Origin of the sequence: Tychonema sp. LEGE 06208 (assembly GCF_015207505.1) — a bacterium.
Taxonomy (GTDB): domain Bacteria; phylum Cyanobacteriota; class Cyanobacteriia; order Cyanobacteriales; family Microcoleaceae; genus Microcoleus.
The window spans coordinates 1-19,162 of sequence record NZ_JADEWT010000054.1; the positions used below are offsets into that span (position 1 = coordinate 1).

General features: G+C 45.7%; 18 protein-coding genes. 9 read left to right on the forward strand and 9 right to left on the reverse strand.

Annotated features, from left to right (window positions below; all coding sequences use genetic code 11):
• On the reverse strand, nucleotides 1-494 hold a 494-nt coding region (locus IQ263_RS15450; protein WP_228050085.1), incomplete at its 3' end, for an ArnT family glycosyltransferase.
• A 498-nt stretch (nucleotides 495-992) separates the two neighbouring features.
• Entirely contained in the window at nucleotides 993-1,571 is a 579-nt protein-coding gene (locus IQ263_RS15455) for a hypothetical protein (protein ID WP_194068199.1), read from the reverse strand.
• A gap of 311 nt (nucleotides 1,572-1,882) precedes the next feature.
• On the opposite strand from IQ263_RS15455, the gene IQ263_RS15460 reads away from it, so the two are divergent.
• Nucleotides 1,883-2,215, forward strand: a complete 333-nt coding sequence (locus tag IQ263_RS15460; RefSeq protein ID WP_194068200.1) for a DUF565 domain-containing protein — start codon at nucleotides 1,883-1,885, stop codon at nucleotides 2,213-2,215.
• 57 nt (nucleotides 2,216-2,272) lie between these two features.
• Complete coding sequence (locus IQ263_RS15465; protein WP_194068201.1) at nucleotides 2,273-3,418, forward strand: glycerate kinase; 1,146 nt, start codon at nucleotides 2,273-2,275, stop codon at nucleotides 3,416-3,418.
• A 407-nt stretch (nucleotides 3,419-3,825) separates the two neighbouring features.
• Here IQ263_RS15465 and IQ263_RS15470 read toward each other — a convergent pair whose 3' ends face one another.
• The gene (locus IQ263_RS15470) at nucleotides 3,826-4,191 is read right to left on the reverse strand and encodes a hypothetical protein (protein WP_194068202.1); all 366 of its coding nucleotides are present in this window, start codon (nucleotides 4,189-4,191) and stop codon (nucleotides 3,826-3,828) included.
• 327 nt (nucleotides 4,192-4,518) lie between these two features.
• Between IQ263_RS15470 and IQ263_RS15475 the strand changes: the two genes are divergently transcribed.
• The gene (locus IQ263_RS15475) at nucleotides 4,519-5,046 is read left to right on the forward strand and encodes an orange carotenoid protein N-terminal domain-containing protein (protein ID WP_194068203.1); all 528 of its coding nucleotides are present in this window, start codon (nucleotides 4,519-4,521) and stop codon (nucleotides 5,044-5,046) included.
• A gap of 336 nt (nucleotides 5,047-5,382) precedes the next feature.
• Here the strand turns inward: IQ263_RS15475 and IQ263_RS15480 are convergent, their stop codons facing one another.
• Nucleotides 5,383-7,278 (reverse strand): sensor histidine kinase, encoded by a 1,896-nt coding sequence (locus IQ263_RS15480; protein ID WP_194068204.1) that lies wholly within the window; start codon nucleotides 7,276-7,278, stop codon nucleotides 5,383-5,385.
• A 212-nt stretch (nucleotides 7,279-7,490) separates the two neighbouring features.
• On the opposite strand from IQ263_RS15480, the gene IQ263_RS15485 reads away from it, so the two are divergent.
• The 3 genes from IQ263_RS15485 (at nucleotide 7,491) to IQ263_RS15495 (ending at nucleotide 10,769) form a co-directional block, all read left to right on the forward strand.
• Nucleotides 7,491-7,640 carry a hypothetical protein gene (locus IQ263_RS15485; protein ID WP_194068205.1) on the forward strand — a complete coding sequence of 50 codons (150 nt, stop codon included), beginning with the start codon at nucleotides 7,491-7,493 and terminating at the stop codon, nucleotides 7,638-7,640.
• A 157-nt stretch (nucleotides 7,641-7,797) separates the two neighbouring features.
• Entirely contained in the window at nucleotides 7,798-8,517 is a 720-nt protein-coding gene (locus tag IQ263_RS15490) for a response regulator (RefSeq protein ID WP_194068206.1), read from the forward strand.
• Nucleotides 8,518-9,116: 599 nt separating this feature from the next.
• Complete coding sequence (locus tag IQ263_RS15495; RefSeq protein WP_194068207.1) at nucleotides 9,117-10,769, forward strand: alpha-amylase family glycosyl hydrolase; 1,653 nt, start codon at nucleotides 9,117-9,119, stop codon at nucleotides 10,767-10,769.
• Nucleotides 10,770-11,312: 543 nt separating this feature from the next.
• On the opposite strand, the gene IQ263_RS15500 is transcribed toward IQ263_RS15495, so the two are convergent.
• The gene (locus IQ263_RS15500; protein WP_194068208.1) at nucleotides 11,313-13,961 is read right to left on the reverse strand and encodes an EAL domain-containing protein; all 2,649 of its coding nucleotides are present in this window, start codon (nucleotides 13,959-13,961) and stop codon (nucleotides 11,313-11,315) included.
• 360 nt (nucleotides 13,962-14,321) lie between these two features.
• On the reverse strand, nucleotides 14,322-15,125 hold the full coding sequence (locus IQ263_RS15505) for a DUF2267 domain-containing protein (protein ID WP_194068209.1): 804 nt from the start codon (nucleotides 15,123-15,125) through the stop codon (nucleotides 14,322-14,324).
• A gap of 355 nt (nucleotides 15,126-15,480) precedes the next feature.
• On the opposite strand from IQ263_RS15505, the gene IQ263_RS15510 reads away from it, so the two are divergent.
• The gene (locus IQ263_RS15510) at nucleotides 15,481-15,807 is read left to right on the forward strand and encodes a hypothetical protein (protein WP_194068210.1); all 327 of its coding nucleotides are present in this window, start codon (nucleotides 15,481-15,483) and stop codon (nucleotides 15,805-15,807) included.
• On the forward strand, nucleotides 15,794-16,246 hold the full coding sequence (locus tag IQ263_RS15515) for a response regulator (protein ID WP_194068211.1): 453 nt from the start codon (nucleotides 15,794-15,796) through the stop codon (nucleotides 16,244-16,246). Before IQ263_RS15510 ends, IQ263_RS15515 begins: the two co-directional genes overlap by 14 nt.
• Here IQ263_RS15515 and IQ263_RS15520 read toward each other — a convergent pair.
• The 3 genes from IQ263_RS15520 to IQ263_RS15530 form a co-directional block, all read right to left on the reverse strand.
• A complete protein-coding gene (locus IQ263_RS15520) occupies nucleotides 16,221-16,637 on the reverse strand; it encodes a Na-translocating system protein MpsC family protein (protein WP_194068212.1) in 417 nt (138 codons plus the stop codon). The two genes, IQ263_RS15515 and IQ263_RS15520, sit on opposite strands and share 26 nt — an antisense overlap.
• A gap of 470 nt (nucleotides 16,638-17,107) precedes the next feature.
• Complete coding sequence (locus tag IQ263_RS15525) at nucleotides 17,108-17,488, reverse strand: BON domain-containing protein (RefSeq protein ID WP_194068213.1); 381 nt, start codon at nucleotides 17,486-17,488, stop codon at nucleotides 17,108-17,110.
• Nucleotides 17,476-17,631 carry a hypothetical protein gene (locus IQ263_RS15530; protein ID WP_194068214.1) on the reverse strand — a complete coding sequence of 52 codons (156 nt, stop codon included), beginning with the start codon at nucleotides 17,629-17,631 and terminating at the stop codon, nucleotides 17,476-17,478. The genes IQ263_RS15525 and IQ263_RS15530 overlap by 13 nt, the downstream gene beginning before the upstream one ends.
• A gap of 1,035 nt (nucleotides 17,632-18,666) precedes the next feature.
• On the opposite strand from IQ263_RS15530, the gene IQ263_RS15535 reads away from it, so the two are divergent.
• Entirely contained in the window at nucleotides 18,667-18,915 is a 249-nt protein-coding gene (locus IQ263_RS15535; RefSeq protein WP_194068215.1) for a hypothetical protein, read from the forward strand.
• Nucleotides 18,916-19,162 lie beyond the last annotated feature (247 nt).

Below are 19,162 nucleotides of genomic sequence, written 5' to 3' on the forward strand. Positions count from 1 at the left end.
TTATAAGAGACAGGGGAAAATATTCCCTTGGACTTCTCCGTTACATCCGCTACATCCGCTACAGAATCCGTTGCCGAACTTCCTTCTGTCTTCGATAGAGTATAGAATCCGAGACAAGTAAGGGCGATCGCGCACAAAGCCGACGGCAGACGTACAGCCCACTCGTTAACTCCCAAAGTGCGGTAAGCCACCGCCATCAGCCAGTAAATCAGCGGCGGCTTGTCAAACCTGGTTTCGCCGTTGAAATAAGGAGTGATCCAATCCCCTGTCACCGTCATTTGACGGGCGGCTTCGGCAAACAGCGGTTCGGTTTCGTCAACTAAGCCAATGTTGCCAAGATTCCACAAAAAAGCTACGAAGCCGATCGCCCCCAGCCACAACAGCGACAGTAACAAAGGTGCTAACGGGCGGTGCTTGCGATATTCTGACAAATTTTTAATAACTTCCTTCACCCAAACTTCCTGCGATTTTAGATTTAAAATTTTAACTCGCATTAGAGAGTCTACCGAAAGATTTGCTTTCTCGAAACTCGAAACTCGATCGAATCCGGTTCAAATCAAATCTTGCACCACGCTCAGCAATACCGAAAAAACCGGCTTTCTCAACCAAAATATCGGGCCGCAGCTAAGTAAATCCACCTAATGAAATATCAAATATGGCTCGCCACAAAGCTGGCTGTGTATGTCTTCCTCCGATTTCCTTCCTCCTTCTGCCTTCTGCCTGATGACGTTGTACGGAAAGCTCGGAGGCGACAGCACTAATGACTAATGACTAATGACTGATGACTAATGACTAATGACTAATGACTAATGACTACTGACGTTGTACCGAAAGCTCGGAGGCGACAGCACTAATGACTAATGACTAATGACTGATGACTAATGACTAATGACTAATGACTACTGACGTTGTACCGAAAGCTCGGAGGCGACCGCACTACTGACTACTGACTACTGACTACTGACTACTGACTAATGACTACTGACTAGCCTTCAAGGCTGCAAAATTAATTGCCATTCCTCCGCTGTGCTGTTCCAAGCGGGCGAGGCTGTCTCCCCGGCAACGTAAGGCCCCCAGTAGCGGCGGGAACCATCTTGAGCAAAAACCACCACAATGTCTCCCCGTTTGACTTGTAACTTGCCATCCGGCAGCGATAGCATTAGTCCCTTGTCGCCTCCTTCCCCCGGCGCAAAATCCCAGTGTGCCGGTTTCCCGTAGGATTTCTCGGCTTTGCCTTTCGACAGCAGGGCTACTCGCACTGGGTGTTCGCTGCGGTTGCTGACGCGCAGAATGCCGGCGGCTTTAATATTTGCAGGGATTGAGGCAAGCAATTCCTCCTCTGACTCGCGGGGCGCTGCTATTGAGTCGGGTTTTGGCTCGTTTGCGGTATCTGCCGAGGCTGTGGTAACTGGAGAAACGGGGGGTATTGGGGGGAGTGCGGTGGCTGCGTTCGGTAGATCGCTGGGCTGATTTGCACCGTTGGAGATCGTGATTTCAAAGCGTCCCAGAAACATTCCTATCATTAGGACGATCGACAATCCAATAAAAATCTGGTAAATTTTAAGCTTCATAAGTTTTATTCTTAAACATATAGTTCGCACAGGTGCAATTAGTCATAACTACTTGGAATATAGAGCCTGGGGCTGCTTTGCCACAAGATACAGATACACTTAATTAGTTGACCGATCGCAAGCGAGCGTCTTTGCTAGCAAAGAGGAGGGCTTGACCTTCGATCGCCAAAGCTAATGCAGTCGTGGCGATCGCTCAATACCATCTTAAATGTTAAATTTTAAATTTTAGATGGGGGCCGACACACCCGGTAAACATTTGGAGTCGCTCTCGACCCGCATTTTTTAACTCATCAGTATAATTTTTAACGACTATGCAGAATACCCGAATTAACAGATTGCTTGACATTCTGGGCGAGCAATTCGCACGCTGGGCGAGCAATCCTTGGCGGCGGATTTCGCTTTTGCTCATTAGCTTGCTGTTCGGCACTTTTTTGGGAACTGCTCTTTCGACGATCGCCGGACAATCCTCTGATTGGGATATTATCGCCGCGGCGCTGTTGGTATTGTGGACGGAATTGGTGAGCCTGCTGCTTTATCGTTGGCAGCGGCAAGGAACTCGTTATTTATGGCTGGAAATGCTCCAAGCTCTGAAAATTGGTGTTACTTATAATTTATTTGTGGAAGCTTTCAAGCTTGGTTCTTAACAAGTATTGAGTTTTAGAGGCCTTGCTTTCGAGTGTCCGCCCCATATTTTTAAGCAGATGGATCGAAACTTAAATCCTGTAGAAATTTTAGAAGCATGGATAACTGGCGATCGCCCACTCAAAAAAATCGGCGCCCGCGAGTTAGAATTGCTGGCAGTTTGGGAACTTGCGGATGAGGCGCGATTGCGCGCTTTTAACATTACTCCCGACTCAGCAGCCGATGTTGTCCGTCACAAAAGCGATTTATTCTTTGCTCTGCTTGACGAATTGCATACTTTCCCGCTCAAGTCAACTATTTTTCTCGAAACTTTGTGGAATCTTTGGCTGCCGCTAGCAATCCAATTATCTACTGAAAAACAAAGTTTCAACCGTCCTCTAATTCAAGGCATTTTAGGCAGTCAAGGAACCGGGAAAACGACTTTATGTCAAGTTTTGAAGGTGATTCTGGGAAAAATGGGATATTCTACGGTCAGCATTTCTTTAGATGACCTTTACAAGACTTATGCCGATCGCCAACAACTCCAAAAAGCAGACCCCCGTTTAATTTGGCGCGGCCCCCCCGGAACTCACGATATTGACTTGGGAATCGCAGTTTTAGACAAGTTGCGCGGTTCACAAACTAGCGAATTAGCAGCAGTTGATAATCTAAAATCCGATTTCCCGAAAACAGATATAATTAAAAATATAGAAATTCCCCGGTTTGACAAATCTGCCTGGGGTGGTGCGGGAGACAGAACTCAACCCGAAATTATTTGCGGTGCGGATATTGTACTGTTTGAAGGTTGGTTTGTCGGCGTAAATCCAGTCGCTGATGCCACATTGAACGAGTTTTTAGCAACTGCGCCGTTTCCGATTTCTACAGAGGCTGACTGTCAGTTTGCGCGCGATATGAATGCGAAGCTCCACGACTATTTGCCGCTGTGGAACCGATTAGATCGGTTGATGCTTTTGTATCCCCGAGATTACCGCCTTTCTCAAGTGTGGCGCAATCAGGCGGAACGGGAAATGATGGCGCAGGGTAAGTCGGGAATGTCGGAAGCCGAAATTAATCGGTTTGTTGAATATTTCTGGAAAGCGCTGCATCCTGAGTTATTTATGCAGTCGATGCTGGAGGGCGATCGGGTAGACTTAGTAATTGAAATTTTGGACGATCGCACTGCGAGCAAGATTTGTCGGGCGATCGACTTAAAATCAATCAATTAGCGACACTTAAAACTTCATAGGTATAGCCTTTCAAGCGAAAAATGAGGTACTATCCGGCATGGGGCATAGGCCAAACCGGGCATAGGGCATACCTCAATTTTGTGAGAACCGCTATATAACATTTTTCTAAAGATGTGCTGATGAAGTCTTAGCCCCCCCAAAGTATGGGGGAGCTAATATCTAGCGCTACTTTATGAAATTGGTATTAGATGAAATCCTCTCTTCATCGGAAGAGTAAATTAACAGCTAACAGTTAACAGTTAACAGCTAACAGTTAACAGCTAACAGTTAACAGCTAACAGCTAACAGCTAACAGTTAACAGCTAACAGCTAACAGCTAACAGTTAACATCATGTCTGAGTGCAACCGGAATTGATATTATGTGTCGAGGATTGAGCATTTCTCAATTAACTGCCAGGAGTACCGAGATCGATCGCCTTCTCTACCAAATCGTCGGTAACATTTCCCGCTGCACCTGCCGGCTTAATTTCCTTAGCCATCGCCCGAAAATCATCGGGCTTGCTGCTTGAATTTGCCGATGTTGGGATATCTTTAGGAGCGGGAACATCAAATTTAGGCTTAGTTGCAGCCGCGGCAGCTTTGGCACCTGCACTTGTGCGATCGACTTCACTAACGCTGAATTCTTTGGAAGCTTCGTAGTCTGCCGATACATCAACATTCTGCAACTTTTGTTCTCCAGCTTCCACATTTTCAGTTATTTGCTGAGCGTCAAATGTTTGAGAGTTATTTGCTTCTTTACTGACTTCAGACATATCGGACTCCTTGCTAGTTTTATTTAAGAATTCAATATTTAAATAATAATTTAATTTCGCAGCCTTTTCATCTATCTGCAGATGTATCGGTGGCTTCTATCTTAAGGATGACTTTTGACTACTGGTGGCTAAACATTACGCCCGTATAAAAAACTCATCTAACCGCCAGCCCGTACCCCAAACCCTTATAAAATCAGTCATTTGCTAATCAAAAATCTCAAATCAAAAATCTCAAATCTTAAATCACATTACCTCTAGAGGATGGTGACTTGTACTTACAAATCTTGATATTTATATATTCTGGAAGCATTTTTAAGGAACTTATTTATGAACTCACCCGCCGAAACCAATTCTCACTCTCTCTCCAACGACACTCAAAAGATAGTTCAGAAAATCAACGGGTTGGGTACAGATGAAAAACTGGCGCTGCTCTATTTTATTTATGAAGAAATGGGAGATTCAATTACACCAGCAGCTCCCCAAGCCGCAGAGCCAGAATTAGCTCCCGTGCTGTTAGGTGATTTTTACAACCTTTCTGATGATGAACAACTGAATATAATGCGAGCTATTGTCAACCGCGATGACACCCCTTATTCTCGCGATTACGGAGCTTTAACTGCTAATAATCAGTTGGTGGTTTGGTATGCTTGGGCTATTGGTATGGGTGCTAAAATTGTCGATATCCCCGAAGGATATGAGGCAACTGAGGCTGTCAATGGCCTGTTGGGTGAAATTGAAGGTCTTGATTTTGAACAGCAAATTTCGGTGCTGCGCGATGTAGCTAATAATATGGGCCACACCGATGTTAAACCAATTGCTACTCAGGCTGAAGTTGGGAAAACTTCTAGTCTTTAGTCGGTTGTTAAAACCGCTTCGAGCTAAACGCAGAATCCTGTCCGAGCGATTAACCGCACAGATAGGTTAGTTTGCAGTGCGGAATGCGAGTACGCTCCTAGATTGCGGAATGCGAGTCCGCAATCTAGGAATGTTTTTGTTTTGGTAATCGATCGCACATAATACGATCGCCAATATCAAATTCGGTAGCATCAGAATTGTAGATTTGCATCCTTGAGAGTGCTGTCCCCGAAGAGCGACATCGATTTCGCTCTTCGGGGACAGCACTATATAATTTTGATGCTATCAAAAAGGATCTGACCCGACTTCCTTCTTCCTTTTGTTTCCTGCATTTTTTTAGAGTTGAGCATTAATTTTGCGCGGAATTTCGATCGTAAATGTCGAACCTTGTTCTAGTTGACTTTCTGCGGCAATTGTGCCGTCCATCATCTGAACTAAAGAAGTACAAATCGCTAATCCTAAACCGGTACCTGGATAAGCGCGGGCTGCGGTTTGGTCGGCTTGGCGGAATTTGTCAAAAATTTTGGGCAGATCGGTTTCACAGATGCCGATTCCTGTATCCCGAACTGTGATACTTAGCCGATCGCCATTTAATTCCCGCACCTCAATCGAAATGCAGCCCTGATGCGTGAATTTAATCGCGTTGGAAATCAGATTAACCAAAACTTGCCGCAGCCGCCACTTGTCATTAACTATCAACCGCTCCTGCAAGCAGACGCTGACAGACATTGCTACATTCTTTGCAGTGGCTTGAGTTCCAAATTCCCGGGCGGCATCCATTACTAAGTGCGCTAAATTAAATTCTTCTATTTCTAATTCTGTGCGGCAACTCTCAATTTTGGAGAGTTCGAGGATATCGTTAATCAGGGTTAGCAGGTTTTTGCCATTATTTAAAATCCGCGATACCATCTTTGTTTGCGCCTCTGTCAGCAGTTGTTTGTGCTGGCGCAGCAGCAATTGAGAAAAGCCGATAATCGCATTCATGGGAGTTAGCAATTCGTGGGACATGGTGCCCAAAAATTGGGATTTTAACTTCGCTGCTTCTAGCAGTTGCAATTTTTGCTGTTGAATGCGCCGGCCCTGATTTTCCAGTTCTTCCTGCTGGCGAATTAACAGCTCGTTTTGCAACTCTAAAAGCTGTTCTTGCTTTTTTAATTTTTCGATCGCCCGCGCGTTGTTAATCGCGATCGCAGCTTGTTTTCCCATTACCGCCAGCAGTTGCACAGATCCCTCAATTGCCGCGCACTCTTTGCCGGTGCCGATGGCCAACACGCCCAAACGCCCACTTTCTCCCGACTCGATCGCCGCAGCGATTGTCGCCGCCGGGAATCCCGAGTCGCAGTCAGAGTAGCACAGTTGCGACTCTCCCGTCGCAAACGCTTTCAACAGCAGGTTGTTTTGCACCTGCGGGGTTTTGCCTTTCTCAAAGCTTTGGGAGCCTCCGACAGCGGTGAGCTTGAGGCCGCTGCAATCGCAGTCGGGGAGCGCTACCAGGCAAAATTCAGCTCCGGCGATCGCCTCTAAAGTCGCGTCTGCGATTGCTTGTAACAATTCCGACAAGTTACCCGCGCGCTGGCTTAACAAATTTGTAAACCGATCGATCGCCTGCAAATCTTGCCCAGCCTGCGTTAGCGTCTTGTTTTCGCACAAATTTTCGGCTCGGAAGTTAGCTTGCGAGCACGCTTGGGGCCCCAAAAATTCTGGTTCTGCTTCTGTCCCGGCTTGAGTTTGTTCGATCGCGTCCATATCTGTGTAGGTTCCCACCCACTCTAAAATATCGTGACTTTGTGGGTTCGCGGGCGCTCCTCTGGCTAGGTTCCAGCGGTAAGTGCCGCAGCGCGCCAACAAACGAAATTTTATTTCGTAACTTGGCGGAGGGGTTTGAGGAGTGTGCGTTAGCGAAGCCCGCCCCTGCGGGGGCTGCGCCAACGAAGAGGATCGGGCCAACAGACGAGGACGGTCTTCTGGGTGAACGCGCGCTAAATAGCCGAAACCCAAGGCTGCTGCTGCTGGTACCCCCGTATACTCCTCCCAGCCATGACCTAAATAAGTCGCCCAGCCCTTCGCATTTACTTTCCAAACTATGTGAGGAATTGCCGATCGCAGGCGATCGTCCTGAGTTTTGCAGTCCCAAACTTGCCGTTGGGGGGAAGTTATTTCTGATACTTTGTGTAATACTTCCGTGTCGGAAAACTCGGAGCGAAAAGAGTTATTGCTGTGATAGTGAGTCATAACTGGTTTTTATAAATAAGCACTCAACTTGAACCCTAACATCGACTCAAGACTCGCGCTACTAGCTTTATTTATTTTGATTGCCCGAATGCATCAAAAGTTTTTATAGTTTAAATGTATCTGAGTAGTGTTATCTTTACCTCTATCAAGGGGCGGACAATGGCATAATTCAGTTAAACTGTTAAAAACATTGAGAGCTTACCAGCAAAAAAATGGGTTTAAAGCGTCCCTTTGGAGGGAGAAAGGAAAAATTAATTTCCCTCGCTGACAATCTCTTCGCGATCGAGTACGAGGTGACAGTCCCCGGTCAACTGTTGAACCGTCCCGCGATCGGGCGCAAGCTGGCGATCGCAGCAAAATAACTTAAAAATTAACTTGCATTCTTGGCGACTGCATGAGTATGCTTAAACAAGATGTGCGGCTTGTCAAACTCTAAATCAGCACACATTCTCAAATTTACTCAGTTTGGCTGAGTCAGTGGACGATATTTTAAAAGTTTAGGGGACTATTGGAAGAAACATGAGTAAAATTCGCGTTGCATTGATAGAAGACCACGACCTGACAAGAGTCGGCATCCGCACAGCTTTACAACAGCGTGACACGATAGAAGTTGTCGGCGATGCAGCTAACGCTACAGACGGATTGAAACTGCTTCAATCTTCAAAGCCTGATGTGGCAATTGTAGACATTGGTTTGCCAGATTTTGACGGTATTGAACTTACACAAAAGTTCAAGAAATCGGTAGCGGAGTCCGATCCCGATACCAAAATTTTGATTCTGACTTTTCAGGACAATGAAGAAGAAGTGCTGGCAGCTTTTGCCGCCGGAGCTGACTCTTACTGCATGAAAGATATCAGCTTCGATCAGTTGTTAGACGTGGTAAAAGTAACTCACGAAGGTAACTCTTGGATCGATCCGGCGATCGCCCGCATTGTTCTGAAACAAGCTCGCACGAAGGAGTCGGCCCCGGAAGAACCGAAGGTTGAGGGCAAAAGAGTCACAATTAAGGCGGCCGAACCCGAGTTCAGTCACATCATTGAAACTTACCCTTTAACCGAGCGGGAATTGGAAGTTTTGGAACTGATCGTGCAGGGTTACAGCAATGCTGCGATCGCCGAAAAGCTGTACATTACTGTCGGTACGGTCAAGACTCACGTCCGCAATATTTTAAACAAGTTGTGCGCTGACGATCGCACTCAGGCGGCCGTTCTCGCCCTCCGTTCTGGCTTGGTTGGATGAAGCGTTATCAAAAGGCTAAAAAGTAGTTAACATAGGGTGCGCGTTGCGCGCCTTACTCCGATCCAGTAGGGTGTGCAACGCGCACCTTACTGCCAGAAATATAGGCGGCAATCTCACCATCGCCACCGCGATATTTTTAAGTATTAAAAAGCTATATGCTGTTGTGCAAATAAACATTGTATATTTTGATGACAATCAAAAATCGTCAAATTCTCTCCCCCTCTCCCCTGATCCCCATCGGACCCTCAATCGCCATACACAATCTATATGAGCAACAGCTTATTTACCTCCGCATCTATCCCAGTGCAGATATTTTAAGTTATTATTTATCAGTAAATACACCTTAAGATAGATGTCAAACAATCATACCATTACTAATAGTTAAGATTGAACGATCGCAAATAAAACAAATGGCGATCGCACTTACGAATACTGGCGCGATTTCACTTCACAAAATGCAGAAGCCAGGGCAAAATACCCTGCTTTGAGGAATAGTTGAGCAGTTAAAAAAGTTATATCCGCAGACTGATGCCTGAGTTCGCTTACATTTGCGAAATTAAAAGTATCAACTCTTACTGAAATATTCTAAAAGAGGTACTATGGCGGCTCCAATTGAATTCAAATTATTTGCTCCTTACAACAAAGGAGCTGCCTTGATGGGGTGTTTTTCTAATTGGGAAGAAATCCCGATGGAAAAGGATGAAGAAGGTAATTTCAGCACCAAAGTAGATTTGGAGGATGGCGTTTATCAATACAAATTCCGCGTGCAGTCGAAAAGCTGGTTTCTGGAAGCAGATCAGTGGATAGATTTAGTAGATCCCTACGCGACTGACATTGACGATCCGAGTCAAAACGCCGTTGTTAGGATCAAAAATGGCGATCGCATCGTCGATAGCTACGTCTGGAAACACGACGACAAACCCCTCCCTGCCGATCGAGAATTAATTATTTACGAAATGCACGTTGCCGACTTTTCCGGCGGCGAAGCAGATCCCCTCGCCCGCGGCAAGTACAAGCACGTAGTCGAAAAACTCGATTACCTAGCAGATATCGGCATCAACGCGATCGAACTAATGCCCCTCAAAGAATACCCCGGCGACTACAGTTGGGGCTACAACCCCCGCTACTTCTTCGCAGCAGAGTCCAGCTACGGCACCACAGAAGAACTCAAAAACCTCATAGACGAGTGTCACGCCCGCGGCATTCGCGTCATCAGCGACGGGATTTACAACCACTCCGAATCATCCAGCCCCCTCACCCAAATCGATCACGATTATTGGTACCACCACGCCCCCCGCGATCCAGACAACAATTGGGGCCCGGAATTCAACTACGAATTTTACGACGAAAAGTTAGGAACTTACCCAGCGCGCAAATTTGCCGGCGATGCAGTCCGCTATTGGGTTCAAGAATACCATCTCGACGGCATTCGTTTCGACGCAGCGCGACAAATTGCCAACTACGATTTCATGCACTGGATCGTTCAAGAAGCCAAAAATGTCGCCGGCCCAAAACCGTTTTACACTATTGCCGAATACATTCCCGAAGATCCTAGCATCACCAATATAGACGGGCCGATGGACGGCTGCTGGCACGACAGTTTCTATCACTCGCTGATTCCACAACTGTGCGGCGATAATTTTGATTTAGAGCGGCTCAAAGAGATAATCGACTGCAAGCGCCAAGGTTTCTTGGGCGCTACAAATGTAGTCAATTATTTGAGCAATCACGACCACGATCGCCTATTCTCAGAATTGGGCGATCGCGGAATTTTGGATGAAGCAGCATTCAAGCGGGCGAAGTTGGGAGTTGCGCTGTTAATGACTGCAGTTGGCGTGCCGCTGATTTGGATGGGCGAAGAATTTGGCGAATACAAACCCAAAACAATCGAGCAATCTAAAATCGACTGGACTCTGCTAGGAAATGACATGAACAAAGGTTTGTGGGAATACTACAAAGGATTGATTCACCTACGCAAAAATAACCAAGCACTTTACACAGAAAACATTGAATTTTTCCACGAAGATTCAGACGCAAAAGTGTTTGCTTACACTCGCTGGAACGATGAAGGTTCGAGAGTTGTGGTAGTGGCGAATATGTCGGAAAATTATCTGGCAGATTACAGCGTTCCCCACTTCCCGGCCAACGGAACTTGGCACGAATGGACGGGAAATTATGATGTTGAATCCGGCGATGACCATATTATGATTGACTTGCCGGAATACGAAGCAAAAGTGTTTGTTTGGCAGTAATATCAATTCCGCTTGCACTCATACCGGAATTGTTGACTGTTGACTGTTGACTGTTAAGTTAAGAGGGCGGGCACTCTTGGCACCGCCCCTACTGACTGTTGATTGTTTTGCTCGTTACCAGGCTCTGCCTGGTAATGCAGATCCGGAGGCTCTGCCTCCTTCTTTCTTGCAACTTACAGGAGAGAGGAGTGTAGGAGGTGTTTAAGTTATTAAGTTTTCGATCCTAACCTATCTTAAGGACAATCAAATTTGTTTGTAGTGAGGACTAAAGTCCTCACTACAAACCGATGCCCTGAACCCAAGAAATACAGCATATTCCTGGTTTATGAAGTACAGCAGGAGGCAGGAGGTAATAATAGCAATGATTTGGGCACTCGAAAATGCCCGATCGCGCTGTGGCCGTTGCTGTACACCCTGCGAGTGCCTGCCTCTGGTAGTACGTGCTTTGAAAATACACGCCTTCGGGCCCGACTCCCATCCTACACAACAATCAAAATCATCCCGCAATTAGGCAGCGCCCTTTTTTGTTTTGATTCCGGGTTGTTAATTGAAACCACGTATTTTGCCCTGTTGATTTTCTAGGTACAATTGGGTGGCGGCGGCCACCGGTAATGGTTTGCTAAAGAAGTAACCTTGACCCATCTCGCATTGCAGCGACTGCAAAAATGCCAACTGTTCTCCTGTTTCCACTCCCTCTGCAATCACCTTTAAATTCAAACCCTGTCCCAGGGCGATCGCCAATTTGACGATCGTAGCACCGCTGCTGTCGTTCAGCAAATCTGCCACGAAGGATTTGTCTATTTTTAAATTATTGAGCGGAAAGTTTTTCAGAGACCACAGAGAAGAATAACCGGTACCAAAATCGTCCAGAGAAATGTGAATTCCCATTTGCTGCAACTGCAGCAATACCGACACCGTAAAATTCACATCGGTCATCGCAATGCTCTCGGTAATTTCTATTTCCAAATATTCGGGATTTAACTCGGTTTCTGACAAAATTTTAGCGATGATTTGTACCGTGTTAGGCTGCATAAACTGGCGTCCTGATAAATTCACAGCTATCCGCACCGGCGGCAATCCCATTAACTGCCACGCTCGATTTTGCAAGCAAGCAGTCCGCATCACCCATTCGTCTATTTGACAGATAAATCCTGTTTCCTCAGCTAAGGGAATAAATCGAGCGGGAGCAATCAAGCCGCGTTCGGGATGTTGCCAGCGGATCAGAGCTTCCAGTCCGACTATTTTGCCGGTATTTAAGTTGATTTGCGGTTGGTAGTGCAGCACAAATTCTGAGTTTTTCAGAGCTTTGTAAAGCTGATTTTCTAAGTTCAGTTCTTCGGAGACTTGATTGCCGATCGCCCGCGTGTAAAACTGATAATTATTCCGACCTTTCTGCTTAGCTCTGTACATCGCAGCATCAGCATTTTTTAGCAAAGTTTCTGCATCTTCTCCGTCGTAAGGAGCCAAAGCAATTCCCAAGCTAGCCTTAGTATAAAGCTCCAGCCCGTCAAAATCAAAAGGACTGCTCAAACTGTGGATAATTTCCTGGCAAACCTTAATTGCTTCTTCAGGGCTGTTGATATTGTGCAGCAGCACGGTAAATTCATCGCCGCCCCAACGAGCGAGCGAATCTCCTACGCGCAAACAGGTAGTCAAACGCCGAGATACACCTTGCAGCAACAAATCGCCCACGGGGTGTCCGAGAGTATCGTTAACATTTTTAAATCTGTCCAAATCTAGAAAGATTACCGCCAGCATTTCGGCGTTTTGGTGAGCGTTAGCTAAAGCTAAAGACAGCCTTTCATTAAACAGCAACCTGTTCGCTAAACCTGTTAGTTGGTCGTGAGAAGCTTGATGTCGGATCATCGCCTCGACGCGCCTCTGCATTGCAGCCATGTACAGGTGCGTCCCCAAAGATTTTGCTAGCTTCAGTTCTTCGGCGCTCCATTTTTGAGTTTCCCCGGTTTTGATTTCTTTCCAAGCTGCAAAGGACTGTCGGGGACGATCGTTCCGCGCGTCGGAAATGCAATTTCCAGCCCACCAAATTTCGGTTTCTACGGCGCTGCGAAAAACGGTGAGACAGCCGATGCACTGTTGGTGGTATTGCAGCGGTACTGCCAAAACTGACCGAATGTCAGCTTCGATAAAATTTGCAGATAAAGATTTGAGTTGAGGTTCTTGAGAAATATCGGAAATCGCGTACAAGTGAGGTACAATTAAATTGGAAATATTTGTGTCAGTTGAACTGTAATGCTCGGAATATAGGTTTTGAAAAACACCTAATTGGCTGGTATTACCTGCAGTTTTTTCTCCCTCGTCTTGGTTGGCAAACCCCATGATCTGCTGCCAAAACTCGCTGAGTTCAAGATCGGCATCCTGTGGCTGCTGGCCCCAGGTATAAAGTTTAGCTGGCCGATCGCCAAACTCGGCTGCAATGTACAGCCGCCCTCCCGAACCTTGCAAATGCTTGACAGTTTGTTCGAGAACTGCTTGCCGAATTTCGTGGAGTTCCAGAGGAGAGTGCAGCAGACTGCTAATTTGGTTGACAACGGCTTCGTCGCGCGCTTGCTGTCGGGCTTGACTCAGTAGAAAAGATTGGGCGATCGCAATTGAAAGCTGATCCACCAGCAACTGCACCATTTTCAATTCTCGCTCGTTAAACCGTTTCGGTTGGCTGTGGTGACAAGCCAACAGCCCCCAAAGCTGATTTTGATGCAAAATCGGCACAGTCAGAGAAGAAAGCGCCCCCATAGCCTTGAGATATTCAGCGTGACAGGAGTCTACAGGAGAATAGCGAATATCTTCAACTGCTAAAGTTTTGCCGGTTTCGGGACAGTCTAACCGATTAATTGTTTGATGCTGCAATTGGACATCTACAATCACTCGCTGCCGCGCTTTGACAAACATTTCGCGGGCGCTTTTGGGAATGTCGCCAGCAGGAAAGCGCAAACCAAGCAGGGATGGCAAGTTGTCGCCGTCGATCGACTCAGCAATCACCTCGCCGCTACCGTCTTCCTCAAAGCGATAAAGTTTTACCCGATCGCTCCCTAAAAAGCTGCGGATTTCTCGCGCCGTTGTCGTCAAAATCTCTTGCAATTCTAAAGAGTTGCGAATCCGATTAGTAATGCGATTGAGTAAAATTTCTTGTTCGAGAGTCGATCTTGACATTGCTCTAACTTTTGCGCGGGCCATCCCTTTTGATCTCCGGCTGTTGACAGCATTTTTGCGAGCCGCTGTGTTAACTCGCCCTGTATTACAGAATACAACACTTTCGCTGCGTCTGGGGGATTTATTCAACGCGGGAGCGAGAAACTCGGTTTCTGGGGCTCGTTTTGATTTCCCGACAAATTTCGGTGAGAAACCAGGTTTCTCAAAAGACTTTTATGAGGACTAAAGTCCTCACTGCCAACCTATTGGAGGGACTAAAGTCCTCACTGCAAACCTATTGGTGGGCATGGAGAAACCGGGTTTACGAGACCTGCTTCTGACTTATAGCACAGAATGCTGGTTCCTCAACCCGGTTTGTAAGTATTTATACTCGGAAATATCCTGTTAAGCCGACTGCCAAATTTCCCGAATTCTGTCCGGCAAAAAGCCCGCTATTTCCTGAATTCGTTCCTCGGACAACTCATCCTTCGTTGCCGAAAATACGGCGGCGATCGCAGTTTCCGGTTTTACCCCAGAAGGAAGTCCACCTTCTTGTTCCACCCGAAAAATAAACAAGTTGGAATCGATCACAAAAGGTGCAGGCCCTTGCCAAGGCGGACGCACCCGGCTCAGCAATCCCACCAGCGGATTCGTATCTTTCCAGAGCTCTGCTATTTCTTTTTGCAGGGTTTTGTCGTCCGTCGCCGGCAAAACTTCTGTGTGCAGTTCGGCTTCCACGCGATCGCTTGCTTCTGTTGTCATCAAGTCTCGCATTGTCCGGTACACCAATTCGGTAATGTCGCGGGCATCAAAAATATCCTCCATGTTACCGTTTAGCATCACTTTTTCCAAAAAGGGCATATCCTTAGTGGCGATCGGAACTGCTGACCCTTCTTGATGCAGGGACTTAGGAGGATTCGTCTCCATTTTTTGCAACATTTTGCGACCTTTTTCGGTTAAATCGGCTTTTTGAAATGCCACTAAAGGCGGCAATAACTCAGTCCCTCCGTAAGGCTCTCCGCTAAACTCTGCTTTGATAAATTCTTTTTGGTTGAGGTAGTCTAAGTGACCGAGCAATTCCGCTTCTGCTATTTCTCGACCGACATACTTTTCTGCTGCATTCCTAATTGCCGACTCTCCCTGGGCGTTGCCGCTGCCAATCTGTTTGAGCAAAAGGTAAGTCAGGTCATCTCTGATTGCAATTGTCATTAATATCTCCTAGATTAATATCCGGTAAACAACAAGTAAAAATTGATATCTTTATTTGCTAAATTTGCGATAATTACTACTTACAAACATTAAAATATAAATCTGCTCAACAAGTATCTCTCAACAGGGGGAAATTGTTAAACATTTGTATCTGTTATAATCTTGCTTTAGGTATATTTACTGATTTTAACCTCAGTCTGCTGTTGGTAGTCCTGCGCGGGGGCGAGGTCGAAAACCCGGTTTCTGCGTCAAGCATCTATCGGAATAGATCGACGATTTTTCCGAGAAATCTGGTTTTTTGCCTCCGGGACTGTGCAGGTAGTATTCAGCAAAGCCTCTGCCGCTGTTGAGAACAATGAAAGTAATTAAAATAAAAGGCTTTTCTGGCAATACTTTTGGTGGCGATCGCCTCTGCTTGCCAAGGCTGACGCACGGGCAAGGGCAGGTAGATAATTTGCGCTCTCGATCGGTAAAATTATGGAGATGCTATGGTATCGATAGACTGATACAGTCTTTGCCCCAACTAGCAGCGATATTGTACAATCGAGCTAGACCAAAGACCGATCGTCTGAGAGCTACAAATACGAGCCAATCTGTTTCGAGTGCCAGAGCGCCACTTGAGGAATGCCTCGCTGATAACTTTGACGATCGTTTTTCGATCTGCATTTATGAACTACCCTAATTGGAATCAGACTTTGGAATCCTCGTCATTAAATAACGGTCAATCGGCGATTGACAGCCGTCCTCTAGTTTTGGCGGTAGACGACAATCACGACAACTTAGAGCTGCTGACGCAAATACTGGATTTGTTCGGCTGCGAGTTCGTCGGAGCCGTTGACGGGTACAGCGCTCTGGCGACAGCGGCCGATCGACTTCCCGACCTCATCGTACTAGACATTTGCCTGCCGGATCTAGACGGTATAGAATTAATCAAGCGCATCAAACAAAACCCCGACCTGATCGATGTTCCGATTGTGGCTGTCACAGCACTGGCAAAAGCAGAAGACCGCGATCGGATTCTCGAAGCCGGCTGCACTGCATACCTTTCTAAACCTTTTAACATCAAGGACTTAGAAACTATTATCCGCGACCACCTCAACTATCATCCTTTTCAGATTTAGTTTTAGACTTAGAACTAGAATCGCGAACTTTAGGTGCAGACTCCAAAATTGCTATGGTTCCCGTGCGGCCAGTCTCCAAAGTCGCATCGCTGAGCAAATCAGTCACTCCCACACCTAAAATTTCTTTGATTAAGTCTTTCAGTTGCAATTCCAGAACCGACTCTAATTGCGATCGTACCTGCGAAGCCAAATCTTCCTGACCGTTCTGAGCCAGCAACTTTTCAGGCTGAGTAATCGCATTTTCGATCACAATTATTAATTTATTATCCAAAAGATTGCACAGCGCCTGACTCGTTTGGTTCCCGAGTAGAGAGCGGTACAAAGCTTGAATTCCCTGTGCAAGACTGCGTTCTAATTTGCCGCGAGTAGGCACTAAAATTTCCCCGGTCATATTTTTTAGCTACAGCGATATAATTCAAAAAAACTGTTATATAAGAAGTCAGTAGTCAGTAGTCAGTAGTCAGTAGTCAGTAGTCAGTAGTCATTAGTCATTAGTCAGTAGTCAGTAGTCAGTAGTCAGTAGTCATTAGTCATTCTAGCCGAAGAGCGAAGTCGAAGGCTAGTCATTAGGAAGAAGGCTGGAGGCTGGAGGCTGGAGGCATAACAATGAACTCTTGCCTCCGTTGCAGTCGGGAGCATCTGGTGTTTTGCATTTGAGCGTGCGAGCGTCGCCGAAGAGCGTATTGTACAACTGGCGAGCGGGGACGATCGCACTATAATAAAAATGCTTTTTGCAAAACTCCAGAGGCCTCCGTTGCAATCGACTGCATGGGGAAAGTGCAATTAAGAACACCTAACTATGATGGGCGATTGCTATAACTGTTAACTGTTAACTGTTAACTGTTATAAACAACCTTCGTGCTAGCCGACAGTAACTTGATTGGTTTCCACGCCAGTTGCACCCTTAACACCTTTAGCAATTGTCACTAACTTGTTGACAATTTCCTGACTGGGAACTGTACCTTTGAGAACCACCGTAGTGCCGAGTTGCGCCACATAAACAGTCTCAATATCCGCAACATCAGGATTTGCATCAAAGGCCTGAGCTACCCGTTTAGCTAAACCGCTTTGATCGTATTCTCCATTCAATCCCATGCGTTCCGGCGGGATTGTCTGAGGGCTCGCAGCAGCAGGTTGAGCAGGTGCTTGAGCTTGAGCTACAGGTGCTTGGTAAGCTGGAGCTTGCACATTTTCTTGATTTTCAAGTTTTTCTAAACCAAACAATCTTTTTAGCCAGCCCATAGAGTTTGTCCTCCGACAAAGTTTGTGTTAATTTTTGTGTTAATTGACAGTTGACCGATCGCAGTACATTTGTTATGCTCAATACCAGGAATTGCGATCGCACTCGCCAGACGCAGAAACCGAATTTTTATACAAAAAAACATAGTTTCCACCATCGCCCCGCTAGGAAAGCCCGGTTTTTTGAGCTGTTTGCGCCAGTCATAAATACCATTTAATGTTGCATGAGTTCGCAGATCATCTGTCTGGAGACATAAATTCTCCCACTCTCAAACAAATACCAGCGCTCACCGTGGCCGCCAATCAAACTTAAAGTCTTATGCCCCAACTTGTACAATTTTGTTGTACGCCCAATGTGCCAAGTCCCCGCAGCAGGAAATTTAGGAATGCTGTAACCCGATAGATAATTATCATAAAAATTGGTTAGTACAACTCGCTTTTTGTAAGCGTTTTAGCGGTAGCAAGCTAACAGTTTAGCTCCTTAATATCCTGGATAAAATATATATTTTTAGTTTAAAGTGCAGGCAAACTTAGCCGCACCAAAATCAGGTTTTTGTAACATTCCAGAAACTCATGATTAGGTCTATATTTTAATAAAAACCATTGCAGTTTGTTGGGCCGGTTGGGAGTTCGCCCTGTCGATCGTCCAAACTGTTCACCCATCCAGAGCCAATGTAGCTAAAGTTACTAAAAATTATTAATCGCTGTTTATGAAAAGTAATTGAACTTTTGATAACAATATAAATCGTGACAAAAATTTAATAATTGTAACTAAAGGAACATTTTTTAGCTTACAAAACTAATACTGTAGAAAGATGTAATTTTAGGCGGAAAGGGGGAGCATGAGCTTGTAATTACCAAGCAAGGGAAACCAGAAAAATTAATGCTTTATGCAACTGGATTTTCGCGCGATCGCCTTTAAGTCAAGTTTGAGCAGATAATAGCAATGATTATTTTTGCTTATGCCTTGACAGTATTAGTTCTCTAGTCTTGGAATGAGAAATTTTCGAGAACCCAAATCAACTTTGACGACTGCTGCTACCTCAGTAATTGGTAATCGGTGAAAATCTCATCCGTCCCTGTTACCTGTTAGATATTCCGAGCAGTATCTCTAGGGTTCTAAAAGTTTAATTTGGGATGTTGGCGAATTACCGTTACTGTAAAACTCTGGAGTGTTAAAAATGCTAAAACAAATGTGTTGGTTGCCCCGATTGGGAGGCAATGGAGAAAAGATATTGCACTTGCGTACCGAAGTACGTCAAGCATGGCGGCCTTATACAGCTTTTCCGCAGTTCGCGGCGTCCGACTACCTGGAAAAGGACGGTTCTAAGGGATGGGCAACTTTTCAGAAGCTGACAACTCAAGGGTGGAATTTAATATCGACTGAAGAAGGGCAGAATTCGTTTTTTGACCAACAGAAAAGTGCTTAAACAAGCAGAAACCGCAGCAATAAAAGAAGAGGTCAAATCCTCTTCTTTTTATTAGTGCCTTGGACGCAGAAACTTTTTTAAACCATGATATTTTCGCGATATTATGTCTGGCAAATTACCTGTAATATCAATTTCGGTTGCACTCCTCGGAATTGTTAACTGATAATTTTGGTCAGAGAAAGCACTGATGACGATACTGTTGTGGTGAGGTAAGGAAGTAATATTTATATTCGGTGCTAGGGATTGA